This is a genomic window from Proteinivorax tanatarense (genome assembly GCF_040267685.1).
Classification (GTDB): Bacteria; Bacillota; Proteinivoracia; order Proteinivoracales; family Proteinivoracaceae; genus Proteinivorax; species Proteinivorax tanatarense.
The window spans coordinates 1737571-1754874 of the sequence record NZ_CP158367.1; the positions used below are offsets into that span (position 1 = coordinate 1737571).

Sequence of the window (17304 nt, forward strand, 5' to 3'; positions counted from 1 at the left end):
TTTTATAGTATTCTATTTTTTCTTATCAAATAGATCTTTAAAACGTTCACCTAAATTAACTTCTAGGTTTTCAGTTTCAGCATACTCGTCAAAGTTTTCTTTAGGTTGGGCTTCTTTAATGCTTAAGCTAACTCTTTTTTCTTCTGGTTTAACATCTAAAATTTTAACTTTTACTTCTTGCCCAACCTCTAATATTTCACTTGGATTACTTATATGCTCTTCGGAAATTTGTGAAATATGTACCAAGCCATCTACACCATCTACGACTTCTACAAAAGCTCCGAATCCTGTAAGTCTAACTACTTTACCGTCAACTATATCACCAACATTTAGTTTTTCCATAGCTTGGTCATAAGGACTTTTTTGAGTAGCTTTTATGCTTAATCCTATTCTTTTTTCCTCTGGTTTAACATCAAGAACTTCAACCTCTACTTGCTGGCCCACCTCTAAAACATCTGATGGATGTTTTACTCTAGACCAGGATATATTGGAAACATGAACCAATCCATCCACACCGCCGATGTCAACAAATGCACCAAAGTCAGTAATTCTACGCACTGTGCCTGTAATTCTTTGACCTGGTTCAATTTTTTCTAATGCTTTTTCTTCATTTTTTGCTTTTTCTGCTAACAATAAATCTTTTCTGGACAAAATAATTTTATTTTTTTCTTTATCTAGCTCTTTAACTATAAACTCTAACTCCTCTCCAACTAAAGTGGAAAGATCCTCAATATAGTTTGTATCGATAAGAGAAGCTGGCATAAACCCTCTAGCACCAACGTCTATAGTTATTCCACCTTTAACTTCTTCTAATACTTTTCCAGTTAAAACGGCTTTATTTTCCAGATCTTGCTCAAGTTTTTCCCAAACATGGATATCGTCATATTGTCTTTTAGATAATATGACGTTACCATCATCATCAATATCTTTAATGATTACTTTTACTTTATCTCCCTCTTTGGCAACCTCTTGTAGATTATCTACTTTTAGCAAAGAGAATTCATTTTTAGGAAGAGTAGCTTCTGCTTTATCTCCTATACTTACCAGAACCTCCTCATCTGTCACCTTAACTATTTCACCTTCTAACTCTTTTCCAACTTCCAACTCTTTTGTCTCAATTTCTTTAACCATACTATAGACCTCCTTTATACTCCATTCTGGCGTTGATGCCCCTGCGGCTATGCCAACTACTTTTGCGTCATCAAACCAAAGGGGATTTATATCTTTATAATTTTGAATTAGATATGTTTTTACACCAGATTGTATGCAAATATCTTTTAATTTCGCTGTATTAGAGCTATTTTCACCCCCTATAACTAGCATTAAATCTACCTCTAAAGCAAGCTCTTTTACAGACTTTTGTCTCAACTCTGTTGCAGCACAAATAGTGTTGTGTATTATAATCTCTTCTTTATGATACTTTTCTTTTAGTATTTCCAACATTGTCTTAAATTTATCTATAGAAAAAGTTGTTTGTGCTACCACTCCAAAAGGGGGCTTTATGTCAATATTCCTAGCCTGTTCCTCTTTGTTAATTATAATTGCAGTGTCTTCAGCCCATTGCTTTATACCGATAATTTCAGGATGTTTCTCATCTCCCATGATTAGCACAGGAATTTTTTCTTTATTCATTTCATTAACTAACTTTTGTACTCGGCCTACAAAGGGACATGTTCCGTCTATTATCTTATTATTATTGTTTTTTAAAATTTCTATAATGTTAGGACCAACTCCATGGGAGCGAAGTATTACTTTGCTATCTTTTATCTGTAAAGGGTCATTTTTTTGATATACTCCCCTTTTTTCAAAGTAATCTATAACATCAGGATTATGAACCAACGGTCCTAAAGTATATGTTTCGTCTTTACTATTACTTTCGGCTAGCTTAACAGCATCCTTTACACCTTTGCAAAAGCCACTATGTTTTGCTACTTTTATTTCCATTATTCATCACCTAACTTGATAATGTTTTTCATTATATATCGAGCTTGAAATTTCATGTTACCTTTTTTCCTATCTAAATAAAAGGGTTCCCCTATATAAATATTGTTTTTTCTAAAAGGTTTGACAGGACCTTGAAGTCTTACAGGAATTATTGGACATTCCCCCTTTAACGCAAATAGGGCGACTCCCGGTTTGGGAGGTAATGGCTTAAGATCCTTGCTTCTTGTTCCTTCAGGAAAAATTCCTAAAATTTCATTGTTGTTCAACACTTCCAGGGAATGTCTTACAGCATTTCTGTCAATGGTACTTCTATCAACTGATATTACATGTACTCCTCTTAGAAATGCTCCTAATATAGGTTTATCAAATAGTTCTTTTTTTCCGATAAAATTTATAATTTTAGGAAAAACCATAACCAAGTAAATAGGATCTAACAAGCTAATATGATTTGACGCTACTATATATTTACCACCCTTTGGTATATTATCTTTACCATAAACTTTATAAGGAAACACCAAATTAAATATTGGGTATAAAATGATTTTTAAAACTTTATATAACATCAGTCTAACCTCTTTTTAATTTCTGTTATCAACACTTCTACAGCTTCATCTATATCATAATTAGAAGTATCAATTTCAATAGCGTCATCAGCCTTTAACAATGGAGCACTTTGTCTTTTTGTGTCAATTTTATCTCGAATTGCTATTTCTTGAGCAATTGAGTCTATATCAACACTGTATCCTTTTTTTTCTAGTTCTAAAAACCTCCTATGAGCGCGTGCCTCCAATGAAGCAGTAAGAAAAAATTTAATATCGGCCTCCGGCAATACAACAGTTCCTATGTCTCTGCCCTCCATAACTACCTTTCCACAATTGGCCATTTGCCTTTGCAGAGTTAACATATAATCCCTAACCTCTGGGATTTTGGCAATGTTCGAAACGTTATTGCTTATCTCTGGCTGCCTTATTTCGTAAGTAACATCTTTATTGTCTAAATATATATGATTTTCGCTTCGAATGTTTTTAATAGTGATTTCTGTGTTAGACAACAAAGTTTTAATACATTCATTAGAATTTAAATCGTGTTTTTTCTTTATTGCTTTTAGAGTTAATGCTCTGTACATTGCTCCTGTATCGATATAACAATATTTAAGTTTTTTTGCTAAACGCTTTGCCACCGTACTTTTCCCAGCTCCGGCTGGACCGTCAATGGCTATTTGAATGGGCTTCACTGTGGTCTCCCTCCCTATTTTTCTAAACCCTAACTAAACCAATTCGACATTAAATTAAGTTTTCCTCTATACTATTATTATTTTTTTATGTTTTTAATTCCAAAAGTAAATTTTTAAATGATGATAAGTCCAACGATTGAGCTCCATCAGATAATGCTTCGGAAGGGTTGTTATGTACTTCTACCATAATTCCCTGGCCTCCAACTGCTATAGCTGCCTTAGATAGAGGCAGCACCAAAGACTTTCTACCTGTTCCATGACTGGGGTCAACTATAATAGGTAAGTGTGTTAGTTCTCTAATAGCTGCAACTGCATTTAAATCCATAGTATTTCTAGTGTATGTTTCAAAAGTTCTTATACCCCTTTCACATAGCACTACATTTTTATTTCCACTTGCCATTATATACTCCGCAGCAGTTAAAAATTCTTCAATGGTAGCCGACATCCCTCTTTTGAGAAGTATCGGGTTTGAATAACCACCTAACTTTTTTAGTAATTGATAATTGAACATATTTCTAGTACCTATCTGGATAATATCGCAGTAGTTCGCCACAAGTTCCAAGGAACTTTCATCAACAGCTTCACTTACCGTTATCAAGTTATACTTATTTGAAACTTTTTTTAATATTTTAAGTCCTTCTTCCTGTAACCCTTGGAAACTATATGGGGAAGTCCTTGGCTTAAAAGCACCTCCTCTTAAAATCGGCACAGAGTGGTCATGTAGAAAAGAAGCAATGCACTCCATTTGCTTTTCACTTTCTACAGCACATGGTCCCGCAATAATTATTGGTGACTTCCCTATTGCTAAATTTTTAATTTGTATTACGGAATCTTCGCCAGCATTTTTTCTACTAGCTAGTGGAATAAGTTTTTGGATTTCATGTTTCGTTACCATTTTCTCCTCCTGATATGTCAGGCCTCATTTTTTTTGCATCACGTAAATAAATATGAAAAAGATCTTTATCCATAGTATTTATATGTATTATTACTCTGATACATTTTTTTAGAGCACCGTTTATTTTAGCCTCTTGAACACAAAATAATGGGGTGTCAGTCATCCCCATTTCTCTAAAGTGTTTTGCTGGGTTTGATGCATTTAAATCATCAGTTAGCGAAAAAATTACTGAAACTAAGTCTTCTGGTTTTAATTGGTTTTTCTTTAATATTTCACCAATTAAGCAATGTGTAGCTTCTCTAATCTCTTTTTCGTTATTTTGCGTTACAGTAATGGCCCCTCTTATTGCTTGCATCAAAAACCCTCCAATCTAGAAATATAAACAAGTATATGGTTTATAGATGGGATTTTCAATAGAATTTGTATTATCAAAAGTATGGTTGATATGTAAATTAATGTTTTTATTATTGATTTCTCATTTTTTTCTAAAATATTAAAAATATCCATCATTTCTCACATTTTAATATGTGAAAACCTCCTTTTTTGTCAATAGTATCTACTTGGCTAAAAAAAGATTGTAAATATTTTTTTAAGGATTTTGCTCCTTGCTTAACTCTAATAACTACCCATAACTCTCCTTCTGCATTTAGGTGCTTATGACAATCCTTCAATATAGTATAAACTACATTTTTTCCTGCTCTTATAGGAGGATTAACTAAAATGTAGTCAAAGTTGCTGTTAATGTTTTTAAAGCCATCACTTTGAATACAATTACTATAAACATTATTCTTTTCACAATTTTTTTTGCATAAAGAAACAGCTCTGCTATTAATATCTACACTAGTCATAGACACTTCTAAAAAGCAGGAAATTGCCACTGATATAAACCCATATCCACATCCCAAATCTAGCACCTGTGCCTTTTGACGGTTTTTTGAGTTGTTTTCCACAAAGCTTTTAACTAGTAGAGCACTTCCTTTATCAATTCTTCCTTTTGAAAATACAGAGGTGTCATAAATAAATTCAAACTTTTTCCCCATAAATTGTTCTGAGAACTTTTTTTCATTGCTTTCACTTTTGGGGGTTGCAGTAAAATAATGTTCTGACATCTTTCTCACCTTTCATTAAAGCTATTATTTGTTGTGATACTCTAACCCGATTCTTGTCAATAGCCGCTCACCTTGCGCTTTATCCAAGCTAATATCAGAGGGATCTAATATTTCTATTTTGCTAAAATCAGGTCGAGTTATAAAGGGAAGAAGATCTTCTAATAGGTCAACCATAACTTCTAATTCTATAGGAGCATAAGATATATTACCTTTTTCTTCTTCAAGGGTGTATATGTCTAAAGACGAAGATATTCTTTCTAGTTTCACTCCTTGAAAAGGAATATTTTTCAACATATTTACCTCTTTAAGCCTATTTTCTTTAGCCATGGAAATCCCGTCTTTAACTCCAAATAAAAACCTTCCTGACTTGTTATACCCAGGTATATCTAACCTTATTTTACACCGAATACCCTTTGACTGATTCATAAGAGTTACTTTAACCACAAATATCCCCCCTAATTATCTTACTAAAAATACCTTTAATATTCAATCCCTCTTCTAGCCATAACACCTTGTTCAAAAGGATGCTTAACTTGTCCCATATTAGTAACAAGGTCTGCTTTAGATATTATATTTTCCGTAGCGTTGCGACCAGTTAAAACAAGTTCTACTGTAGATGGCTTTTTACTAAGAAGATTAAGAAGCTCATCTTCTGTAATTATATCAAAATATATGCAGTTTAAAATTTCATCCAGTACTACTATGTTATAATCTTCTGATGTAATTATGTCAAGGGAAAAATCCAGTGCTTTCTTCATTTCTTCCTTATCTTGTGAAATATCATCTCCTTTTTTAATAAAACATTTTCCACAAGCAATGCAGGTAGATAAGCCTTCTTTTATAAGTCCTCCATTTCTACACGGTCTCCCAAATTGAGCATGTTCGATCTGGGGAGAAAGCTTGTTTAACGTAGAAATTTCACCATAATAATTACTCCCTTTCATGAATTGCAAAAAATATACTTTATACCCATGTCCAATTGCTCTCAAAGAAAGGCCCAAAGCTGCTGTAGTTTTTCCTTTAGAATTGCCTGTGTAAACTTGTATTAATCCTTTAAACATTTAGTCCACCTCCAAAAGATTAAACATTTCATTTACATTTTTCACCTTATAAACATTCTCGGATTTAGTTAACTCTTCATATATTTTACTCCCTTGCCTTCCATCAGTAAAGTCTCTTTTGGTAAATTGTTCTCCTTCAACTATAATAATTGTTTTACCCTTTTCATTAGCTAGCTTCAATGCCTCTAAATTCTTCAAGTTTCCATTACCTATAGGGGTATGACAAAAAATAACAAAGTCAGCAGCAGATATTTGCTGTACATTCTGTTTATAAGCATCGTCAGTTATAGGAGTATAAGGTTGCACTGTAATAGTTTTTATTCCTAACTCTTTGCATTTATGCCAGTCACTATCTCCTATATTGATCACTCCCATTGAAAGTTCGGACTTTTTATGTTGAAGAACTTCCAATATATTTCCAGCGCTCCCCCCTCCTGCAATGATATGAATTTTCCCCAAAAACTTATCAGATGCTTCTTCTTTATCAATGGGTATTAACGTCAGTTTTTCTCTAAAAGAATCCCAATAAACATAAGTATTTATGTTAAAAGTTCTACGAATATTTTCCTTGTTTATTACTTGTTCAGGTTTACCAAAGTCAACAACTTTTCCGTCATTTAACAATAATACTTGTCCTGAAAATTCAGCAGCTAATTGAATATCATGAAGTACGCATATAATCGTAATCTTCATTTTGCTTTGTAATTTTTTTAGCAGCTTTAAAATCTCTATTTGATAGTTTATATCCAAACTAGCCGTTGGTTCATCTAGTAATAAAATTTTGGGCTGTTGGGCTAAAGCTCGAGCTAAAAGTACCCTTTGTTTTTCTCCTCCACTTAAGCTTAAAAAACTACGTTGTTTTAGTTTTATAACTTCAGTCATTTCCATAGCTTCTGTAATGATTACTTCATCATCTTTTGATAGATTTTGAAAAATTTGCTGTTTTTTATAGAATCTTCCCATGCTAACTATTTCATAGACAGTTAAATCTGATTCTATATGGGTTGTTTGGGGTAAAACAGCCATATACTCTGCTCTTTTTGCAATATTTATATCTTGAAGTTCTCGCTCTATAACCTGGACACTTCCTGAATATGGAATAAGTCCAGAAATTGCTTTTAACAAAGTTGTTTTACCACTACCATTGGGTCCTAGTATTGATGTAAATTGTCCATCTAGAAAAAAGTAATCAAATTGAGATATTATATTCTTATTACCTCTATTAACAGTTAAATTACTTACTTTTATCATACCCTTCCCCCCTTTGCTTTTGACTTTAATAAGTATAAAAAGAAAGGACCACCAAATAAAGCTGTAATAACTCCCACAGGGATTTCCATAGGGGCTAAAATCATTCTGGCTAAAAGATCTGCTAGTATTAAAAATATTCCCCCCCAAATAATTGATAAGGGAAAAATCTTCATAACATTTGATCCTAGTATTAAACGTAGGGTATGGGGAATGATAAGTCCAACAAAACCAATAAGCCCAGATACTGAAACAGCAGCAGCAGTAGCCAAAGTAGAGCCCAGCATCACGATTTTTTTTACTTTTTGGACTTCAACACCTAAGCTTTGCGCCGTTTCATCACCTAACTGCATTATATTTAATCTTTTTAAATTAAAAGCTACTATAAACATACCTATGGTCATAGGTAATAATGATATGTATATCCTATCCCATGTAGCTCGATTCAGGTTTCCCATAAGCCAAAAATATATTTGACGCATATTTTCATCAGCAAATAACATTATAAAAGAAATAAGTGCAGAAAATGTAGAACTAATTACTACACCAGCTAATATTAAATTAACAGTTTTTAGCTGCCCTTGACTTTTAGCAATTGCTAACACTATAAAAACAGTTATAAGTCCAGTTAAAAAGGCTAATAGTGATATTAAGTAAGGTATACCTAAAGAATAGGACGTTACAGAAGTCAATAAAAATATCCCTATAGTTGCTCCAAGACCTGCTCCACTAGATACCCCTAAAGTAAATGGTTCTGCCAAAGGATTTTTTAGCAAACTTTGAAAAGCAACTCCACAACCAGCTAGCACCCCTCCAACTAAAAAAGCTAATATAACTCTAGGAAGTCTCATTCTAAATATAATAATATAGGGAGTATCATCTTCTAACTCCTGTTTGGAAAATTTTATAAAATCTTCTAAGTTTAGTTCAGAAATAGAGATAGGGGTGGCCCCAAAGGCAACCCCTAAATAAATTGCTATTAATAACGCTACAAAACTAATCAAGTATATTTTTTTCACTTAAATCACCCTAATTAACAATGTCATGTATCTCTTTAAGGCCTTCTATTATTCTAGGCCCAGGTCTAGATGTTACGTCATCATCAATCTGGTATATATTATCATCTTTAACTGCAGTTAATTCTTGCCAACCAGGCAGGTTTGTTAGTTCATCCTCAGGGGGCCAGGAGTATATTATAATATCTGGGTCTACTTCCAAGAGTTTTTCCTGTGACATTTCCCAATACCCTTCTCTTTCTGACCCTACATTTGTTGCACCAGTCAGCTGAATTATTTCATCATAAAAGGTGTTTGAACCTACTGTGTAAAGTGCAGTACTATCTAGGAGAACGAAAACAGTCTGACCTGATTCTTCCACTTCATCTAAAATGTTTTGTTTTTCTTCTTTAAGATTTGCTACTACTTCATCACCCTTTTCTTCAACTTCCAGAACTTGAGCCACTTTTTCTATTCCTTCAAAAACTTCATCTATACTACTTGGATTGACAACCATTACATCTATGTCCATTTCTTCTAACCTTTGAACAATTTCATCTTGCTCTCCCATAGTTATTACTAAGTCTGGGTTTAATGCAAGGATCTTTTCATAGTTAACTTCAAAAGCATTACCAACTGAAGGTATCTCCATAATTTCTTCTGGGTAATTACAAAAATCTGTTCTACCCACTAGTTTATCAATTTGTCCAAGGGAAGCAATTATTTCGCTGTTACTTGGTGCTAATGATACCACCCTTTCTATATCTGAAACATTTACCTCTCTACCAGCATCATCAATTATACTTTCAGAATCATCGGTTTCTCCGGATGAAAAACACCCTGTTAAAAGTAAGGCTATTATACCACAAATTGCTAAAATCTTTTTCATATTATCGCCCCTAACTAATTTAATATCCTTGCCCTCTCACACGACTATGCGTCAATGGCAAGAGGATTTTAATCACGAAAACCTATTGGCAGCAACACAATAGATTAGCTATTTAACTAACTTTATGACTTTCTATTCGATATCTAGTTTTAAAAAGACTCTGTATAGTTGTCAATTCATTGGTGAGAACACTTTACACACACCTTTACAACCCAGCATCCCAGCTAGTTTCAAGTCCAGATCTTAGTCCCAGCAGAATGAGCAAGTATCAACGTTTTCGTGGCAATTAATGTTTTTTGGGCCTAACTGTCAAGTACACATTGGATTTTAACCGCCAAGTAAGGTACGTGCTGAGGCCCACCCTAAAAATAAAACTACCTCTACAGGTAGTTTTTAGACAAAGAATAAAACCACCTCCCTCTCCTCCCGAAGGGACATGAATATTGTAGAAATTAGGCAGGTTTCCTGGCTAGCCTAAAAACTAATATTCCTTCCCATCTGTAGGTAGACAGTGGTTTATATCAGCACTAATAAGGCTTAACAGTGGCGGGTCCGCTCAGGTTTTGCACCTGATTCCCTTTTATCCCTGTAAAGGGCACCTAATTTACTATAAACTTGTATACTTTTGATTATACCAACGTTATATGAATTTACAATAACTATTTCCTCTTCTTTTTTCTTTCCTTCTCTTTTTCTTTTAATTTTTCTCTATATTGCCCAAATTCTTGAAACATAGTGAAAATAGTTAACACCACTAGACCAAAAAACAATATTTGGCCGATAAAACCTAGTACAGGCACATTATCAGCGTCTTTTATGAGCACAAATACACTTAGTTCAAATATTGCAGGGATTATAAAAGCAAGCCCCAAATATAGAATCCATCTATATTTCCTTCTTGTATAGCCATAACAAAAAACAAGGCCTATGGCTATGTTTACAGCTTGAAACTTTAACACTTCCTCCATCTAACTCCTCCTTATTTCTCACATTTGAGCCTTCAGGACATAAGATTTCTTTGCACTTTAAATCTTTTCCGCCCTATTGATGAAAATTTAATAAAAATATATTGCAGCATCTATATCACAGTTTGCTAAAGTCACAAAAATCTAAATACAGTTCTTTAACAGCCCCCAACAGTGCCAATCTATTTTTTTTAACAGCCACATCATCCGTTAAAATGTATGTTTGATTAAACATCTTCTCAATACTTTCTTGCAAATTAAGAAGTTGGTTGAATGCTTGTTCTAATTCCCCTTTTTCTATATTATCATAATATTGATTTTTACAATAGGTCAAATTTTCAAAGAGCTTTTTTTCTGCTTCATCCTTTAAAAATTCTAGTTCAATTTTTTCAATATTATCATTTAATAGGATATTGTTTACTCTATTATAGATTCTTACTGCCACTTTAATATCATCGCTGTTTAACTTAGTTTGCAAAAATTCTGCTTTTTCATAGTTTAGTGTAAGGTTTGTGTTTTTATTTGAGGTAATACTTTTTATAACTCCTTCGTTAAAGCCTTTTCTAGCAAGTAGCAACTTAAAACGACGGTTAAAGTAAGACATAATTTTTAGCAATAAGGTATCCTTATCCTTTTGTCTTAAAATGTGAAAAGACTCATAAAGGGCTATAGAAAGGTTGATCAATCTTTTTAAAGATATATTCATGTGGCTTTGATAGGTGATTTTTATAACAGCATCAGTTTTGTTTTTAATTCTAAAAGGATCAGAACTTTCCGGTGGACCATGATCAGAGCTAAAGCACCCAACAATAGTATCTAGCTTATCTGCTATACTCAATATTGACCCTACCATGGTCTGAGGTAATTGGTCTTCTTTTTTTTGTGGATACAGGTATTCTTGTATTCCTTGAGCTACCTCTGGTTCTTCATCCCATAATAAGGAATAATGTTTTCCTATTTCACCATGTAAAGAAGGATGTACAGAGACCATTTTTGTCAATAGATCATTCTTGCATAGCTCAGCACCTTTAACCGTAAAGGTAGAAATCGGTTCTCCTATTTCTAGTAGGTCAACTATGGTTAAAGAAATATGCTTAACTCTTTGAACTTTATCATACATAGTTCCTAGGTCTTCTATAAACACAAGGTTTTTAAGCTCTTCGGTATTTTTGGCAAAATCTTTTTCTATGTCATCACTGTATATTTTATAAGCTTTTTGTATTTTTTTATTTATTTCTATAATTATATTCTCTATAGTAGCATCTAATAATGAGCTTACTTTGAGTAATATGCCATATCTATTTGTAAGCTTACCATCTTGTTTTAAAAGTATCACATTAGGGTTATATTTTAAAGCCTCTGTTATTATTTCAACAGGCAGGTCTAAGAATACTTGATCAAATCGCCCTAAATATAAGTTTGGATTATTTGTGTAAAATAAGCTTTTCTTTAAAAGCTTGTCACTGTATGGATAGCAGTTATCTCCTAAGGATTTGTTTATTTGAAACAGTAATTGTTGTTTCTTTGCTTCAAGATCTATGTGTTCCTTTGCTCTTTCTATATATTTTTTTGAAGTCTCGGGAATAGCAGACTCATTTTTTAGTCCATTTAACTCAACCTTAATAGGTTCTCCATCATAGGATGCGTAAATACTTTTTATAATTAGAGGAAATTTATAAGTTAGTGGGACTTCTTTTACTAACCGACTGCATATAGAGGGAATTATTTCGTTGATCCTTTTACACTCCAACTTTTTTTCTACATAAAAATATTGATTGTTATTTTCAGTTTTAATAGTTACATAACCATCTTTGCCTTTTTTTTGCTCCTCAAATTTTTTATACATGAAGTTTCTCTTGCCACAGCGGGTTGTAGCAAGGTTTTTTTGAGGCCCTCTAATAAGCTCAATTTTTTGATGTTGGATAGAGGGAACTTTATCTACTATTAAAAAAAAGTGTTGAGAATCTAAATATATTTCTATGTTTTTATAGTCTAGCCTATATTCTTTCAAGAGAACTCTTATTGTATTATCAAAAGCCTTATATGCCTCACCTTGACTTTCAAATAAAATGGGGTCAAATTTCAATTCTAGAATAAGATTGCTCATGGTATTCCTCCATAAAATAGTGTTATTCTTGTATGCAGGTTTGCAATAACTCTGTAAATTTCTTATTATACCCTATTTTTTCAGTAATACTTAGTGTTCCCCTTATTACTAAAAATTCATAAACTAGTATGCTTTTTACTAAAAAATTAAATGCTGTATAGTTAAGCTGGTTTCTCAAAGCATAAGTTGCTTCAGACATGTAAATATCAAACAAGTCGTATAAAACATCTTTACTAGAATGGTTGTGAAGATACATGGGTAACTCCTGGTCTATTTGAATACTTTTATTTTTTTTCACTACACATATCGCAGTCAAGTCAAAATGAAAGACAGCCTTTTCCTTTACTTGTTTTCCTGCTAACTTTTCAACAATAACTATCTCTCCGATATATCTACCATCTAAAGTCACTTCCCAACCATACCCTTGTATGCCTATAGCGCTTTGCGAAAGATCTGTAGGAACAAAGCTTATATTATTACCATCATTTATTGTATCCATGGTCAGTAGTGCTTGTTTATAAAATGTACAAGGTGAGCTTTTAAAATTTAGAAAATTTGTAATTGCGGTAAAAGACTCCCTAGCTATTAAATCATGGTTTTGAGGGCCATATTTTAGTTCCCGCCTATTTATTAACCAGTCGAAATAGTAAACAGATGGATATTTTTTGCTATCACTATTAAAAAAAAGGTATGGATGAAGTAAATAACTTGTACGTTCTTCGTTATATTGAAGTTGTTTTTCAAAACCACGGTTGCAAAAAAAATTCTCTAACTTTTGTGGAAACATCATTATTTTACCCCTTCCTTAACCTGTTGAAGTTTAACTCTAAAAAATTGCCTCCCGTTATTACGAGAGGCCTAATGTTCTTTTTCAATTTCTAATGTGCAGTCCGTCACCAACATGGCTATAGCTCCTATCGCTGCTGCATATGGTGCTAAAATCACTCCAACTGCACCGACAGTTACTGGAATTTCCAGCATAACCTTTTTTTTTGATTTTACAATTATTTTAGTTACGTTTCCTTCACGTATTATTTCTTTAATTTTTTCTAGTAAATTAGAACCTTCTACAGTTATTGTTTCAGAGTAGGTACTGCTATTTTTATTGAGCTCCTTAATTTTTTCTACAGCTTTTATTTCATCACCGTTACAATTAAGAAGTACTTTATGGGCTGTTTCATAACTAACTTTAGTTTTTTCGATAATATATTCTATTTTTCGAATTTCATCCAAAATTTTTCCCCCTAAACTTAAATTTTTTGGAATACTTGCTCACTTTTAAAGATATGACCATCGCTGTAATATTGAATATATTTATTGAATATTATATTCATTTGTTTTATTTCTTTTTCTTGTATGTCAGCTTTTAATATTTCTTCAAAGGTAGTCCTTAATAACAACAACATTAAAAATCTTTGTCTTTTGGTAATGAACTTGTTTTTATGGGGTAAACAGCCATCACATACAAGACCACCTTGAGAAATACTAAATATATAGTCATCTTTTGATTGACCACATAAAACGCATTCTGTCAGGCAGGGCGCATAACCCATAAGTGCCATAGACTTAATTTTAAATCCAGCCAATATAAGCAGTGCTTCTTTACTTCTACTTGTTAACAGATGCATGGTCTTTGCGGCAAGATTAAAAAATTTAGGATTTGGTTCATTTTCAGGCATGAAAAAATTGATAAACTCACAAACATAGTATGATGCAGAGAGTATGCCAAAGTTAAGTGAGGGGTTTTTATGGGCTAGCACAACATCTCCCTGTCTTAAAATGGGTAAATTATTATTTTTTTTATAAAATGTATAGTGCCCTATAGTAAAGACTTGGATACTATGACTAAGTCGGCTTTTCATTTTTTTTGCACCTTTAACTAGTACAGTAGTTTTTCCAAGTCTTTCTGTAAAGAGGGTAACTATTAAATCACTTTCTTTAAAAGGTACTGACTTTAATACTAAAGCTTTTGTGTTAATAAGCATTTACTTCACCCTCAATGTTAATATATCCTAAAATAAGCTCTGCTATTCTCCCAATAAACCGAAATCCTTTATGGCATTATGTTTATCTCTCCAGCCTTTTTTAACTTTAACCCAAACCTCTAAAAAAACTTTTGTTTGAAGAAAATCTTCTATATCTAACCTAGCTCTTTTTCCGATTTCCTTTAACAGTTTTCCACTTTTTCCTATAACAATCCCTTTATGCGACTCACGCTCAACATAGATATTCGCTGAAATTTCTACAGTTCCCTTACTATTTTCTGTAAACCTAATTATATCAATTGCTATACCATGGGGAATTTCATCCCTAGTAAGCTCTAAAATCTTTTCTCTTAATAATTCTTGTACGATTACCCTTTCTGGCTGGTCGGTAATCATATCTTCAGGATAAAATTTAGGTCCTTCGTCTATATATTTTAACAATAATTTTGGCAAACTATCTACATTTGCTTGTTGTAGCGCCGACAATGCAAGAATATCTGCAAAGTTAAACAAACTTTTAAATTCATCTATTCTCTGTTTCACCTGTGCTGGGTCAGTTAAATCAATTTTATTAGCAACTAAAATTACAGGTGCATTAGCTGACTTAAGTTGTTCTAAGATAAATTTGTCGCCTGCTTTAATGGGCTGAGAGATATCAGTTATAAAACATATTGCTTCTACATCAACTACTGATTTTTTAGCTACATTGACCATATTTTCTCCAAGCTTTGATTTTGGCTTGTGAATTCCCGGTGTATCGATAAAAATCATCTGATATTCATCAGTTGAAAGAACACCTTGTATTTTTGTCCTCGTTGTTTGTGCTTTATTTGAAGTAATAGCTATTTTCTGATTTAAAATATTGTTAAGCAAAGTTGATTTTCCTACATTAGTTCTCCCAACGATTGAAATAAACCCTGATTTAAAAGTCATTATTATCACCCAACAGTGATTTTGTCGTAAATGCTCCTGGCAACAAGCCCTCAACATTTGTTAAGGTATATTCACCATCTTCATTTGCCAGTACAACAGGGGAATCTTTGTGCAAAAACTCTGCTATTACTTGCCTACAAGCACCGCATGGTGATGCTTTTAATTGACCCTTACAAATGATTGCTATAGCTTCAAAGTTTCTGTAACCTTCGGATACGGCTTTAAAAATCCCTGTTCTTTCTGCACAGTTTGTTAAACCATAGGATGCATTTTCAATGTTGCAACCTGAATATATGTTACCATCTTCTGTAAGTAAAGCCGCTCCTACTGGATACTTTGAGTAGGGTACATATGCGTTTTCCATAGCTTCTTTTGCTTTTGCAATAAGTTTTTCTACAGTATTTTTATCCATTAATTGCTCCTCCTTGTATAAGCCGGTAGTGTTACATCTTCTTCTGGCACTTCAATTTCATATTCTATCCCTCGTGGTATTAAACGAGTTTTTATATATAACATCAATCCACTTTTTAAGTGGTCAGGATCTCCAACCACATGAAATTCCACAGGATCTACTGAAATAGGGTGATGATCAACATGGATTAATGTTCCTGCACATCTGATGGAGCTATTTGTTGTTAATCTTTTACCATCTATCGCTATACCTAAAGCCCCTGCGTTAAATAGTTCATTAGCTATTTCTAGTATATGATAATCATGGATTATAGCATCATTAACATTTTCACCGACCGCTTCTGGGTTATCATAAAAACGCACTATAATACCTTCTCCCGTCATTTCAGCATGACCAGAGCTAATCCTTAATGACTCCACTTCTGATTTTAATTGATCCATTTCTGTCCTTAGTTGCTGTTCTAACTCATCAGATGACCTTGGGGTAATTAGTGTTGCCAAACCATTTTCCACTTCAGCTTCAACTGTTCTATCCCATAAGGTGGGGAGTTCCTCAATATATTCTGTTATTTCTTTTTTAGTTTTTTTAGTCAGTAGTCCTCTATCATCAAACTCAATATCACCATCTGAATTATATGATACACTTATCTCTTTTTTATCAACGGTGGCTATAACGTTGCTATCGTTACTAATTTTTGACAAAATAATTTCTGATTGCCTTGCCTCTGCTCTCCTTCTTATAACTCTTTGAGTTTCACTTCCCTGGTTCATTACTATCCTAGACAAATCATCTATATTATTTGTTTGTTCAATATCATACATTAGGTTAGATAATGCATTAGTAACATCAGCTGAATCTTGAACCCCCCAGTCTTCTGCCAATCTTTCGTTATACCTAACTAAGGTAAGTGCTTGTTCCTTAGCGGCATGAAAGTCCTTGTCTCCTCGGGAGCCAAAAAATCCAAAGCTAGTTAAAAACATCGCCATATTAAGTACTAGCACAACCAAGACAGACACAGTAATTATTGTTATTTTGTACTCAATTTTTCTAGAATACATGCTACTCTCCCCCATTAATAACTAATTTTAAAATAAGTAATATAACCCCTACACCCAACAGGCCAAGAATAATCGCTTCTATTGTAGATTCGATACCCATCAAAGGTTTTACTAATTTATTAAGCTTATCATAAAAAACTAACAATCCAACTACTATTGCATTAAAAGCAGAAATGAGAACGGCTGCTGCAGCGACATTTTTGGCTATTTTTGCAAATTCATGATATTCACTGGTAACTAAATCAATAGTCTTTTCTATGGCAGTATTTAGAAGCTCCATAGAAATAACTAAAGCTATACTGAACAGTATCACAGCCCATTCAGTAGTTGACAAGCTTAAATAAGTACCTAGTAATACAACTATTATTGTCACAAGCAAATGAATTCTCATGTTACGCTGTGTTTTAACGGCAAATAAAATACCCTCTATAGCATATTTAAAACTTTTAGCAACTTTTTTTGCCGACAC

At 33.1% G+C, this 17304-nt stretch carries 20 protein-coding genes and 1 riboswitch; all 20 genes read right to left on the bottom strand.

Annotated elements, in window-relative coordinates:
• Nucleotides 1-12 precede the first annotated feature (12 nt).
• Nucleotides 13-1944, bottom strand: a complete 1932-nt coding sequence (locus PRVXT_RS08580) for a bifunctional 4-hydroxy-3-methylbut-2-enyl diphosphate reductase/30S ribosomal protein S1 (RefSeq protein ID WP_350342466.1) — start codon at nt 1942-1944, stop codon at nt 13-15.
• Complete coding sequence (locus tag PRVXT_RS08585; RefSeq protein WP_350342467.1) at nt 1944-2507, bottom strand: lysophospholipid acyltransferase family protein; 564 nt, start codon at nt 2505-2507, stop codon at nt 1944-1946. Before PRVXT_RS08585 ends, PRVXT_RS08580 begins: the two co-directional genes overlap by 1 nt.
• Nucleotides 2507-3178: a (d)CMP kinase gene (gene cmk / locus PRVXT_RS08590; RefSeq protein WP_350342468.1), complete on the bottom strand. Its 672-nt coding sequence runs from the start codon at nt 3176-3178 to the stop codon at nt 2507-2509. The genes PRVXT_RS08585 and cmk overlap by 1 nt, the downstream gene beginning before the upstream one ends.
• 85 nt (nt 3179-3263) lie before the next feature.
• Nucleotides 3264-4073 carry a 3-deoxy-7-phosphoheptulonate synthase gene (gene aroF / locus PRVXT_RS08595; protein WP_350342469.1) on the bottom strand — a complete coding sequence of 270 codons (810 nt, stop codon included), beginning with the start codon at nt 4071-4073 and terminating at the stop codon, nt 3264-3266.
• On the bottom strand, nt 4057-4428 hold the full coding sequence (gene aroH / locus PRVXT_RS08600; RefSeq protein WP_350342470.1) for a chorismate mutase: 372 nt from the start codon (nt 4426-4428) through the stop codon (nt 4057-4059). Before aroH ends, aroF begins: the two co-directional genes overlap by 17 nt.
• A gap of 151 nt (nt 4429-4579) precedes the next feature.
• Nucleotides 4580-5182 (bottom strand): class I SAM-dependent methyltransferase, encoded by a 603-nt coding sequence (locus tag PRVXT_RS08605; RefSeq protein WP_350342471.1) that lies wholly within the window; start codon nt 5180-5182, stop codon nt 4580-4582.
• A gap of 24 nt (nt 5183-5206) precedes the next feature.
• Complete coding sequence (locus PRVXT_RS08610) at nt 5207-5626, bottom strand: hypothetical protein (protein ID WP_350342472.1); 420 nt, start codon at nt 5624-5626, stop codon at nt 5207-5209.
• A 35-nt stretch (nt 5627-5661) separates the two neighbouring features.
• Nucleotides 5662-6243: a cob(I)yrinic acid a,c-diamide adenosyltransferase gene (locus tag PRVXT_RS08615; RefSeq protein WP_350342473.1), complete on the bottom strand. Its 582-nt coding sequence runs from the start codon at nt 6241-6243 to the stop codon at nt 5662-5664.
• Nucleotides 6244-7494: an ABC transporter ATP-binding protein gene (locus tag PRVXT_RS08620; protein WP_350342474.1), complete on the bottom strand. Its 1251-nt coding sequence runs from the start codon at nt 7492-7494 to the stop codon at nt 6244-6246.
• A complete protein-coding gene (locus tag PRVXT_RS08625) occupies nt 7491-8510 on the bottom strand; it encodes a FecCD family ABC transporter permease (protein WP_350342475.1) in 1020 nt (339 codons plus the stop codon). Before PRVXT_RS08625 ends, PRVXT_RS08620 begins: the two co-directional genes overlap by 4 nt.
• Before the next feature lie 10 nt (nt 8511-8520).
• Nucleotides 8521-9375 carry an ABC transporter substrate-binding protein gene (locus PRVXT_RS08630; RefSeq protein ID WP_350342476.1) on the bottom strand — a complete coding sequence of 285 codons (855 nt, stop codon included), beginning with the start codon at nt 9373-9375 and terminating at the stop codon, nt 8521-8523.
• 438 nt (nt 9376-9813) lie between these two features.
• Nucleotides 9814-9993, bottom strand: a riboswitch (cobalamin riboswitch).
• Between the two features lie 41 nt (nt 9994-10034).
• On the bottom strand, nt 10035-10343 hold the full coding sequence (locus PRVXT_RS08635) for a hypothetical protein (RefSeq protein ID WP_350342477.1): 309 nt from the start codon (nt 10341-10343) through the stop codon (nt 10035-10037).
• 115 nt (nt 10344-10458) lie between these two features.
• Complete coding sequence (gene glyS / locus PRVXT_RS08640) at nt 10459-12447, bottom strand: glycine--tRNA ligase subunit beta (RefSeq protein ID WP_350342478.1); 1989 nt, start codon at nt 12445-12447, stop codon at nt 10459-10461.
• 22 nt (nt 12448-12469) lie between these two features.
• Nucleotides 12470-13237, bottom strand: coding sequence for a glycine--tRNA ligase subunit alpha (locus tag PRVXT_RS08645; RefSeq protein ID WP_350342479.1), 768 nt, complete (start codon nt 13235-13237; stop codon nt 12470-12472).
• Between the two features lie 68 nt (nt 13238-13305).
• Nucleotides 13306-13680, bottom strand: coding sequence for a DUF4342 domain-containing protein (locus PRVXT_RS08650; protein WP_350342480.1), 375 nt, complete (start codon nt 13678-13680; stop codon nt 13306-13308).
• 17 nt (nt 13681-13697) lie between these two features.
• Nucleotides 13698-14432 (bottom strand): DNA repair protein RecO, encoded by a 735-nt coding sequence (recO, locus tag PRVXT_RS08655; protein ID WP_350342481.1) that lies wholly within the window; start codon nt 14430-14432, stop codon nt 13698-13700.
• 42 nt (nt 14433-14474) lie between these two features.
• Complete coding sequence (era, locus tag PRVXT_RS08660; protein WP_350342482.1) at nt 14475-15365, bottom strand: GTPase Era; 891 nt, start codon at nt 15363-15365, stop codon at nt 14475-14477.
• Entirely contained in the window at nt 15355-15777 is a 423-nt protein-coding gene (locus PRVXT_RS08665) for a cytidine deaminase (protein ID WP_350342483.1), read from the bottom strand. The genes era and PRVXT_RS08665 overlap by 11 nt, the downstream gene beginning before the upstream one ends.
• Nucleotides 15777-16835 (bottom strand): DUF881 domain-containing protein, encoded by a 1059-nt coding sequence (locus PRVXT_RS08670; RefSeq protein WP_350342484.1) that lies wholly within the window; start codon nt 16833-16835, stop codon nt 15777-15779. Before PRVXT_RS08670 ends, PRVXT_RS08665 begins: the two co-directional genes overlap by 1 nt.
• 1 nt (nt 16836) lies before the next feature.
• A complete protein-coding gene (locus PRVXT_RS08675) occupies nt 16837-17304 on the bottom strand; it encodes a diacylglycerol kinase family protein (RefSeq protein WP_350342485.1) in 468 nt (155 codons plus the stop codon).

Excerpts from the sequence above, each read along its gene's own strand:
- PRVXT_RS08580 (WP_350342466.1), bottom strand. The coding sequence starts at position 1,944 with ATGGAAATAAAAGTAGCAAAACATAGTGGCTTTTGCAAAGGTGTAAAG.
- PRVXT_RS08585 (WP_350342467.1), bottom strand. The coding sequence starts at position 2,507 with ATGTTATATAAAGTTTTAAAAATCATTTTATACCCAATATTTAATTTG.
- aroF (WP_350342469.1), bottom strand. The coding sequence starts at position 4,073 with ATGGTAACGAAACATGAAATCCAAAAACTTATTCCACTAGCTAGTAGA.
- aroH (WP_350342470.1), bottom strand. The coding sequence starts at position 4,428 with ATGCAAGCAATAAGAGGGGCCATTACTGTAACGCAAAATAACGAAAAA.
- PRVXT_RS08605 (WP_350342471.1), bottom strand. The coding sequence starts at position 5,182 with ATGTCAGAACATTATTTTACTGCAACCCCCAAAAGTGAAAGCAATGAA.
- PRVXT_RS08615 (WP_350342473.1), bottom strand. The coding sequence starts at position 6,243 with ATGTTTAAAGGATTAATACAAGTTTACACAGGCAATTCTAAAGGAAAA.
- PRVXT_RS08620 (WP_350342474.1), bottom strand. The coding sequence starts at position 7,494 with ATGATAAAAGTAAGTAATTTAACTGTTAATAGAGGTAATAAGAATATA.
- PRVXT_RS08630 (WP_350342476.1), bottom strand. The coding sequence starts at position 9,375 with ATGAAAAAGATTTTAGCAATTTGTGGTATAATAGCCTTACTTTTAACA.
- PRVXT_RS08635 (WP_350342477.1), bottom strand. The coding sequence starts at position 10,343 with ATGGAGGAAGTGTTAAAGTTTCAAGCTGTAAACATAGCCATAGGCCTT.
- glyS (WP_350342478.1), bottom strand. The coding sequence starts at position 12,447 with ATGAGCAATCTTATTCTAGAATTGAAATTTGACCCCATTTTATTTGAA.
- PRVXT_RS08645 (WP_350342479.1), bottom strand. The coding sequence starts at position 13,237 with ATGATGTTTCCACAAAAGTTAGAGAATTTTTTTTGCAACCGTGGTTTT.
- recO (WP_350342481.1), bottom strand. The coding sequence starts at position 14,432 with ATGCTTATTAACACAAAAGCTTTAGTATTAAAGTCAGTACCTTTTAAA.
- era (WP_350342482.1), bottom strand. The coding sequence starts at position 15,365 with ATGACTTTTAAATCAGGGTTTATTTCAATCGTTGGGAGAACTAATGTA.
- PRVXT_RS08665 (WP_350342483.1), bottom strand. The coding sequence starts at position 15,777 with ATGGATAAAAATACTGTAGAAAAACTTATTGCAAAAGCAAAAGAAGCT.
- PRVXT_RS08670 (WP_350342484.1), bottom strand. The coding sequence starts at position 16,835 with ATGTATTCTAGAAAAATTGAGTACAAAATAACAATAATTACTGTGTCT.